The following is an 8,128-nucleotide window of genomic DNA, read 5'->3' as shown; positions in this document are numbered from 1 at the left end:
CGAGCGGCGAGCGGCGAGCGGCGAGCGGCGAGCGGCGAGCGGCGAGCGGCGAGCGGCGAGCGGCGAGCGGCGAGCGGCGAGCGGCGAGCGGCGAGCGGCGAGCGAAGGTACGGTGGCCCACCGCCGCGACGGCTCTCAGCGGTAGAACTCCGGCCCCAGCTCGCCGCACGCCGGTCCGCTCGCGTCACCCACCGGCGGACGCTCGTCCAGGATGCGCCTGGCCTCGGCCTCGCCCCAGCTCGTGGCGTACCAGGGAACGTGCTGTCGCTCGTCCAGCTCCTCCTTGATGTCCCACAGCGCGCACGACCGCATGGGCTCCTCCAGCCGGTCCAGGGCGGGCACCGCGTCGGCGGACAGCCCTCGCGCGTAGGGCAGGTCGAAGCGGCCCGTGGTCTCGTACCGTTCGACGTTGCGCTCGGCGATCAGCCCGTCCGGCGACACCAGCCCGAACCCGAGCACCACGGCGACGGCGCCGGCCGCGACGGCGCGCGGCAGCCATCGGGCACCCCACACACCGGCGGCCATGATGAGCACGATGACCAGGCCGAGCCAGAGCTCCATGGTCAGCACCGAGATCCTCAGTCGCGTCAGTCCATAGGCCTCCACGTACATGTCCATACGTCGCACCGCGGATGCCACGACAACGAGCGCCAGCGCGCACAGCGTTCCCAGCACCCCACGCACGAGCGTCCGGTCACTCGATCGAGTGCGAGGGGCCCAGCGGAGGGCGACCACGATGACCACCAGGGTGAGCAGCGTGGCCATGAGCAGCTGCCAGAAGCCCTGGCGCGCGTACTGGGCGTAGGTCTGGCCGGTCTCCTTCAGGACCGCGTCGTAGCCACCGAAGAGCACGGCGAGCTGAACGGCGTTGAAGACGGCGAAGAGCCCGACGAGCCCGACCAGAGGCAGTGCCCACTCGACGCGGCCGCGGGCACGCCCCGCCGGCACCTGGATGCGGTCCCAACGGGCGGGTGCGGCCGCCGTGCGGGCCGCCGCGAGGGTTCCGAACAGGCCCAGGGCGAGGAGCAGCAACCTCCAGGGACCGTCGGACACGGAGACGTCGGGCACCAGAGCGCCGAGCAGATCGGCGAAGGCCGCGTCGGCCCCGGCGAACAGCGCCCCGAAGACGAAGAGGAGGACGGCAGCGACGAGAAGCGCCCTCAGCACGGGCGCCAGGCGGTTGCGGTTGCCGCCCATCCGCTCGCGCAGGCCCTGCCAGGCCCAGGCCGGTCCGGTGACCAGCGAGGTGAAGACACCGACGGGTCCGAGCAGGACACCCGGCCAGGTGCGGCCGCCGTGCAGGGCGAGCGAGCCCGCCGCGAACGCGGTGACGACGGCGAGGAACGAGGGCCACTCGGCGGCCCGCAGTGCGGGCACGGTCAGCAGGGCCAGACCCCCGGCACCCCAGACGAGGGCCCACGGGCGAGGGCGGCGGCCCGCCCGGCGGCCGGCGGCGTACACGGCGAGGGTGGTGGGCACCGCGACGAAGACCAGGTTGACCGCCAGCCCCTCGCCCAGGAGAAACATGCTGAGCAGACCGGTGGCCAGGGCCGCCCACAGGGTCGCGGTACGGATCGGCGCGGGATCGCCGGGCGCGAAATCGATCAGTCCGGGCGGTGTGGGCGGCGGTCCGCCCGGTATGGGTGCGGGTCTGCCCGCCTTGCCCTCCGCTGCGGCGTCGGCAGGTGCCGTCGGCCGGGACCGGTCCTTGTCCGCCCCCGCACGAGCCCTCGGCGGCGAGCTTTCGGGTTCCGGCGTGGCTGGAGCTGACGGCGTTTCGGACATGGGACCCCCTCCCCCGACCGGCCCTCGTCACCCACCGTATGCAGCGCGCGGCTGCGGCAGAAGACTCGTCGCCGGTACCTCTTCGCCGTCTCTCGTCATGATCAACAGACGGCGTGGCGGAAAGGGTATGCCGTAGGAACGGCCGCACCGCCGATCGAGAAGCGCACTGTGGCATTCCTGTGACAGTTGAGGCGCATGGGGCGGACGAGCCCAGGGAAGCGCACCCCTTCAATCATTTGTCCTGACTTACCCCGGTCCGCGCGCCACAAGGCGTACCCCGGGGGCTACCCCACCCGGAGCCAGTCGGGAAACGCCTCGGTCTGCCGCGTCCACGCCTCGGGAGGCGCCCCGGCCTTCCCGGCGGCGACCACTCCGCCGACGATGGCGCAGGTCGTATCGACGTCACCGCCCACCTGGGCCGTCGTCCAGAAACCCCGCTCGTAGTCACCGAGGGCGCGTGCTGCCGACCAGAGCGCGAACGGCACGGTGTCGTGCGCCGTCGTACGCCGCCCACAGCCCAGTACGGCGGCGACGGTGTCCGCGTCGGCGTAGTCGAGCATGTCCCGGGCGCGCCGCAGGCCGGCGCCGACTGCGCTCTTCGGGACGAGGGCGACGACCCCGTCGAGCAATGTCCCGGGGCTCGGCGGTCCGGCGGGGTCGGCCGCGAGGGCGGCGGCCGCTGCGACGGCCATGGCGCCGACGACGGCCTCCCGGTGCTGATGCGTGGGGTACGCCGAGATCTCGGCCTGGTGGGTGGCCTGCTCGGGGTCGTCCGCGTACCAGGCGCCCAGTGGGGCGATCCGCATGGCAGCGCCGTTGCCCCAGGATCCCTGGCCGTTGAAGAGCGCGGAGGCCAGCTGGCGCCAGTCGCCGCCTTCGCGGACCAGCCGCAGCAGGCGGTTGACCGCGGGGCCGTAGCCCCGGTCGAAGTCGTGGTGCACCGCGAAGGAGCGGGCGAGCTCGTCCTGGTCGATCCGGTGGTGGGCCGCGAGGACGGCCACGACGGAGCAGGCCATCTCGGTGTCGTCGGTCCACTGCCAGGGGCCGGGCGGGGTCTCGCGGCGCTTGAGCAGCGGGTAGTTCACGGGCACGAAGTACTGCGAGCCCAGCGCGTCCCCCACCGCGAGGCCGCGCAGGCTGGACAGGGCGCGCTCCAGGCGGCCGGTGGAAGAGGAGTCAGCGGTCATCGCCCTGCCACTCTAACTGGTGGCTCCGTACGATTCCGGGTCCCGCCAGCGATCGAACGGCCGGTCGAGCGTGTACTTGCCGTCCTCCCCGAGAACGAGCATCCGCATCTCCGCGTTCCCGGGGTTCGACAGCGACTCGAACTCGGCGACCGTCCAGTGGAACCAGCGCATGCAGAACAGACGCATGGCGAGCCCGTGGGTGACCAGCAGAACGTTGGGCGGGTGGTCGGGGTCCTCGAAACTGCGGAAGAGGCTCTCCAGGAAGTTGCCGACCCGGTCGTAGACGTCGGCGCCGGACTCCCCCTGCGCGAAGCGGTAGAAGAAGTGGCCGTACGCGTCCCGGTAGGCCTTCTGGAGGCGTACGTCGTCCGGGTCCTGCCAGTTGCCCCAGTCCTGTTCGCGCAGCCGTGGCTCCTCGCGCACACGCACCTGCTCGGGGTTCAGGTGAAAGGCCTGGAAGGTCTCGTGCGTCCGGCGATAAGGGGAGACGTAGACGCTGACGCGCTCGCTGCCGAGCACCTCGCGGATGCGTTTGCCGGTCTCCTCGGCCTGCTGCCAGCCGAGATCGGTGAGGGCGAGGGCGTGGTCGGGCTCGCGCTCGTACACGGTGTCATCAACATTGCCCGTTGACTCGCCGTGTCGGACAAGGATGATGCGCCGTGGTCGTGCCATGCCAAGACCCTAAAGGGGACGAGGGCGGAACGAGCACTCGTCCGGGTGGCATACGGCGTAGGTCACACAGGTTCCGCACACCCACCATCGAGGTTTGAGACTCAAACTCACCGCAGATGGAATCTCGAGCAGATGGAATCTCAAACGGTCCAGCTCGGCTCCAGTTCCACGATGTCGCCGGTCATGGCGGCGACGTCGGCCTCGATCTGGGCCCTCAGGGCGAGGCGTTCGATGCGTTCGACGCGGTACTTGCCGTGCTCGGCGGCCGACTGCCACATGGAGAGGATCAGGAACTCGTGTGCGGGTGCCTCACCGAAGAGTCCGCGCACCATGCCCGGAGAGCCCGCCATCGCGGGGTTCCAGACCTTCTCCTGCATCAGCGCGAAGTGCTCGGCCCGCTCCTCGTGGACACGGCAGTGCGCCACCCGCACCAGATCGGCCTCCGTGAAGCGCGGCTCGAAACCGGTCTTCACGTCGAACCGGTGGTCGAAGAGCTTGGCCTGCATGTCCTTGAAGGTGCCCGACTGCGACGCGGCGAGCCGGTCGTGGGAGCGCGCCATGAAGGAGTCGTAGAAGGCACGGCTCTCCCAGAAGGAGAAGATGTGCGCCACGCCGGCCCGCCCCCGGCTCCAACCCCCGCCCTGTCCACGGAATCCCGGCTCCCCCAGTAGCCCCGCCCACTTTCGCTGCCCCCGTTCGAAACCGCGGCGGTCCACCACGGTGCAGCGAATCCACTTGACCAGCACCGCGCCATGGTAAGGCCACGGAACGTGGCGGCGGTCACTCTCCGGCCGGTTGCACCCGGGCGAGCGCCTCGGCGCGCATGCGAGGATGGACAACTGGCCTGGAGTGCCGACCAGTTCGGCCCGCACGCAGAGAAGAACGGGGAGGGAGTTCTGTTGAACGGCCTCAACAAGGGCATCCGCAAGGTCGAGGTGTCGCTGAAGTGGGACCCGAGTCCGGCCGGACAGCCGCCGACGGATCTCGACCTCGTCGCGGCCCCCTACTTGGCGACCGATCCGAACGGCAGCCCCGCCTATGTGGTGCACTTCGACAGCCGCTCGCCCGACGGCACCATCAACCTCAACCGCGACAGCAAGACCGGCCAGGGCTTCGGCTGGGACGAGGTCATGACGGTCGAGCTGAACCGCCTCGACAGCCGGTACGGCCGGGTCGTGATCGGTGTGGCCATACAGCAGGGATCGGGTCCGAGGACCTTCGGCGACGTCACCAATCCCGCCCTGCGCATCCGCGAGGACTACACCGTCCTGACGGAGGACGACTTCGGCGGTGTCCTCGGATCGACGGCCGCGACCGTCGCCGAGTTCGTCCGTGACTCCACCGGCGAATGGACCTTCCACCCGGGCGTCATCGGCTTCGACGAGGACCCGGCGACCTTCGCCCGCGTCATGGGCGGCACACGAGAGCCCTGACTCCCCCGCCCCGACGGGGCACCGGCGTCCTGAGGCTCGATCGCCCGGGCAGCAGCGGTTCCGCCCGGGCAGTGCCCGGGCGGCAGAAGGGGGAGCCGGCATGTCGCCGGCTCCCCGCCTCTGTCCGTCACTTCACGCCCGGAGGGCGCTCAGGTCAGCTGCAGCCGCTCGTCGAGCCGCAGCCCTCGCAGATGTAGCAGGAACCGGCCCGCTGCATCTTCGTCCCGCAGGAGAAGCAGAGCGGGGCGTCGGCCTGGATGCCCAGCTGCATCTCCACCAGCTCGGCGCTGGTGTGGGCCTGCTTCGGAGCGGGCTTGGCGCCCTCCTCGTCTGCCTTCGGAGCGGAGACCGCCTTGAGGGACTGGCGCGGAGCCGACTGGGCGAGGCCCTCGACGTCGACCTCTTCCTCGATCGGCTCGTACGACCCGGTCTCCAGGTGACGCTGACGCTCCTCGGCGGAGTGGATACCGAGCGCGGAGCGGGTCTCGAAGGGCAGGAAGTCGAGCGCCAGGCGGCGGAAGATGTAGTCGACGATCGACGCCGCCATCCGCACGTCCGGGTCGTCCGTCATACCGGCCGGCTCGAAGCGCATGTTCGTGAACTTCGAGACGTACGTCTCCAGCGGCACGCCGTACTGCAGACCCACCGAGACGGCGATCGAGAAGGCGTCCATCATGCCCGCGAGGGTCGAACCCTGCTTGGACATCTTCAGGAAGACCTCGCCGAGACCGTCGTCCGGGTAGGAGTTGGCGATCATGTAACCCTCGGCGCCGCCGACGGTGAAGGAGGTGGTGATGCCGGGACGGCCCTTCGGGAGGCGCTTGCGGACCGGGCGGTACTCGACGACCTTCTCGACGGTGGCCCGGATCGTCTCCTCGGCCTTCTCCGTGATCTCAGCCTTCTCCGTCTCCTTGGTCTTCGCGGAGAGCGGCTGGCCGACCTTGCAGTTGTCACGGTAGATCGCGAGCGCCTTGACGCCCAGCTTCCAGGCCTCGAAGTAGATCTCCTCGACCTCCTCGACGGTCGCCGTCTCCGGCATGTTGACCGTCTTGGAGATGGCGCCGGAGATCCAGGGCTGGATCGCGGCCATCATGCGGACGTGGCCCATCGGGGAGATGGCACGCTCGCCCATGGCGCAGTCGAAGACCTCGTAGTGCTCCTGCTTGAGGCCCGGGGCGTCGATCACATTGCCGTGGTCGGCGATGTGGGCGACGATCGCCTCGATCTGCTCCTCCTGGTAGCCCAGGCGGCGCAGGGCCTGCGGGACCGTGCCGTTGACGATCTGCATCGAGCCGCCGCCGACCAGCTTCTTGAACTTGACCAGCGCCAGGTCGGGCTCGACACCGGTGGTGTCGCAGGACATGGCGAGGCCGATCGTGCCGGTCGGGGCGAGCACGGACGCCTGCGAGTTGCGGAAGCCGTTCTTCTCGCCGAGGCGGAGGACGTCCTGCCAGGCCTCGGTGGCGGCGGCCCAGACGGGGGAGTCCAGGTCGTCCATGCGGACGGCCGTGCCGTTGGCGTCGGAGTGCTGCTTCATCACGCGGTTGTGGGCGTCCGCGTTGCGGGCGTAGCCGTCGTACGGGCCGACGACCGCGGCCAGTTCGGCGGAGCGCTTGTACGCCGTGCCGGTCATCAGCGAGGTGATGGCACCGGCGAGGGCACGGCCGCCGTCGGAGTCGTACGCGTGACCGGTCGCCATCAGCAGGGCGCCGAGGTTGGCGTAGCCGATGCCGAGCTGACGGAAGGCGCGGGTGTTCTCGCCGATCTTCTGGGTCGGGAAGTCGGCGAAGCAGATGGAGATGTCCATCGCGGTGATGACCAGCTCGACGACCTTGGCGAAGCGCTCGACCTCGAAGGACTGGTGGCCGAGGCCGTCGTCCTTGAGGAACTTCATCAGGTTCAGCGAGGCGAGGTTGCAGGACGTGTTGTCCAGGTGCATGTACTCGCTGCACGGGTTGGACGCGGTGATGCGGCCGGACTCGGGGCAGGTGTGCCAGTTGTTGATCACACCGTCGTACTGGATGCCCGGGTCGGCACAGGCCCACGCGGCCTCGGCGAGCTTGCGGAACAGCGCCTTGGCGTCGACCTTCTCGATGACCTCGCCGGTCATACGGGCGCGGAGGCCGAACTCGGTGCCGTTCTCCACGGCCGTCATGAACTCGTCGTTCACGCGGACCGAGTTGTTGGCGTTCTGGTACTGGACGGACGTGATGTCGTCGCCGCCCAGGTCCATGTCGAAGCCCGCGTCACGCAGGGCGCGGATCTTCTCCTCCTCCTTCACCTTGGTGGCGATGAAGTCCTCGACGTCCGGGTGGTCCACGTCCAGCACGACCATCTTGGCGGCACGGCGGGTGGCGCCGCCCGACTTGATCGTTCCTGCGGAGGCGTCGGCGCCCCGCATGAAGGAGACGGGACCGGAGGCGTTGCCGCCGGAGGAGAGCAGTTCCTTGGAGGAACGGATGCGGGACAGGTTCAGGCCGGCGCCCGAGCCGCCCTTGAAGATCATGCCCTCTTCCTTGTACCAGTCGAGGATCGACTCCATGGAGTCGTCGACGGCCAGGATGAAACAGGCGGAGACCTGCTGGGGCTGCGGGGTGCCCACGTTGAACCACACGGGGCTGTTGAAGCTGAAGATCTGGTGCAGGAGGGCGTACGCCAGTTCGTGCTCGAAGATCTCGGCGTCGGCGGGCGAGGCGAAGTACTTGTTGTCCTCGCCGGCCTTCGTGTACGTCTTCACGATGCGGTCGATCAGCTGCTTGAGGCCGGTCTCGCGCTGCGGGGTGCCGACGGCACCGCGGAAGTACTTGCTGGTGACGATGTTGACCGCGTTCACCGACCAGAAGTCGGGGAACTCGACGCCGCGCTGCTCGAAGTTGACCGAGCCGTCGCGCCAGTTGGTCATGACGACGTCACGCCGCTCCCAGACCACCTCGTCGTACGGGTGCACGCCGGGGGTGGTGTGGATGCGCTCGATACGCAGCCCCTTGCTCGCCTTGGTGCCCTTGGCGCGGGAACTCCGTGCCGGACCGCTCGCCGTCTCTGTCATGCCGC

Annotated in this window: 6 protein-coding genes; 1 reads left to right on the top strand and 5 read right to left on the bottom strand. The window is 69.6% G+C overall.

The genetic code is table 11. From position 1 onward, the window contains the following. Nucleotides 1–135: 135 nt before the first annotated feature. From ACZ52C_RS21445 to ACZ52C_RS21430, 4 genes are all read right to left on the bottom strand, one after another. Nucleotides 136–1,785: a DUF4153 domain-containing protein gene (locus tag ACZ52C_RS21445; RefSeq protein WP_469076222.1), complete on the bottom strand. Its 1,650-nt coding sequence runs from the start codon at nt 1,783–1,785 to the stop codon at nt 136–138. Between the two features lie 284 nt (nt 1,786–2,069). After that, nucleotides 2,070–2,972 (bottom strand): ADP-ribosylglycohydrolase family protein, encoded by a 903-nt coding sequence (locus ACZ52C_RS21440; protein ID WP_469076221.1) that lies wholly within the window; start codon nt 2,970–2,972, stop codon nt 2,070–2,072. A gap of 12 nt (nt 2,973–2,984) precedes the next feature. Further along, nucleotides 2,985–3,644 carry a histidine phosphatase family protein gene (locus ACZ52C_RS21435; protein ID WP_319100584.1) on the bottom strand — a complete coding sequence of 220 codons (660 nt, stop codon included), beginning with the start codon at nt 3,642–3,644 and terminating at the stop codon, nt 2,985–2,987. A 140-nt stretch (nt 3,645–3,784) separates the two neighbouring features. Then, nucleotides 3,785–4,390, bottom strand: coding sequence for a YdbC family protein (locus ACZ52C_RS21430; protein WP_469076220.1), 606 nt, complete (start codon nt 4,388–4,390; stop codon nt 3,785–3,787). A gap of 153 nt (nt 4,391–4,543) precedes the next feature. Between ACZ52C_RS21430 and ACZ52C_RS21425 the strand changes: the two genes are divergently transcribed. Beyond that, nucleotides 4,544–5,077 carry a TerD family protein gene (locus tag ACZ52C_RS21425; RefSeq protein WP_469076219.1) on the top strand — a complete coding sequence of 178 codons (534 nt, stop codon included), beginning with the start codon at nt 4,544–4,546 and terminating at the stop codon, nt 5,075–5,077. A gap of 154 nt (nt 5,078–5,231) precedes the next feature. On the opposite strand, the gene ACZ52C_RS21420 is transcribed toward ACZ52C_RS21425, so the two are convergent. Further along, nucleotides 5,232–8,123 carry a vitamin B12-dependent ribonucleotide reductase gene (locus ACZ52C_RS21420; RefSeq protein ID WP_469076218.1) on the bottom strand — a complete coding sequence of 964 codons (2,892 nt, stop codon included), beginning with the start codon at nt 8,121–8,123 and terminating at the stop codon, nt 5,232–5,234. Nucleotides 8,124–8,128: the final 5 nt, after the last annotated feature.

It is taken from the genome of Streptomyces sp. NPDC034049, from assembly GCF_055575575.1.
The sequence above is the reverse complement of the archived record's forward strand: the minus strand, read 5'-3'. Positions and strand labels throughout refer to the sequence as shown.